General features: G+C 63.1%; 1 pseudogene. It reads left to right on the forward strand.

Annotated features, from left to right (window positions below):
- A pseudogene (locus CXR02_RS22540) lies at window positions 1-632 on the forward strand (DUF4389 domain-containing protein); the annotation flags it as partial.

Raw genomic sequence — 632 nt, forward strand, 5'->3', positions numbered from 1 at the left:
CGCTACCTGTCCGGGGCCAACTACTCCGAACTGCTGGACCTTAGATTCCGGCCCTTCCATGTTGAGTATCGGGAAACACAGGGAACACAACAACCGGCCCTTCCGTCCGGGCAAGACTTTTGGGCGGCGTCCGCTTCGGGACCCGGTGCACAAGAACTGGACTGGAATATACAGGCGGGGAACTGGTCGGTGGTGGTGATGAATGCCGATGCCAGCCCGGACATTAGCGCGGACCTGCAGGCTGGGTTCCGGTCTGAGCTTCTTGGGCCGATAGCCGCCGGTTTGCTGGCAGTGGGAGCCATTCTGTTGGTTATCGGGGTTCCGCTGCTGATCTTTGGCGCCCAAGGACTGGGCAGGCATGCGCCGGGGGCGGCCCCGCCTGGAGCCGCTCTGCCACCGCCTGTCGCGTTCGCCGGTCCTGCCGTCCTGCCACCACTGTCCTCTCCCGCTGCGGAGCCGCGGCCGTACCCGGCTCGACTGTGGGGGGAGCTCGACCCGGTGCTATCCAGATGGCTGTGGCTCGTGAAGTGGTTCCTGGCCATACCGCACTTCATTGTGCTGTTCTTCCTCTGGTTCGCTTTTGTCATAGTGACCGTCATCGCGGGCTTCGCCATCCTGTTTACAGGCCGTTT

This window comes from Arthrobacter sp. 4R501, assembly GCF_002929755.1.
In the GTDB taxonomy this organism is placed as follows: Bacteria; Actinomycetota; Actinomycetes; order Actinomycetales; family Micrococcaceae; genus Arthrobacter.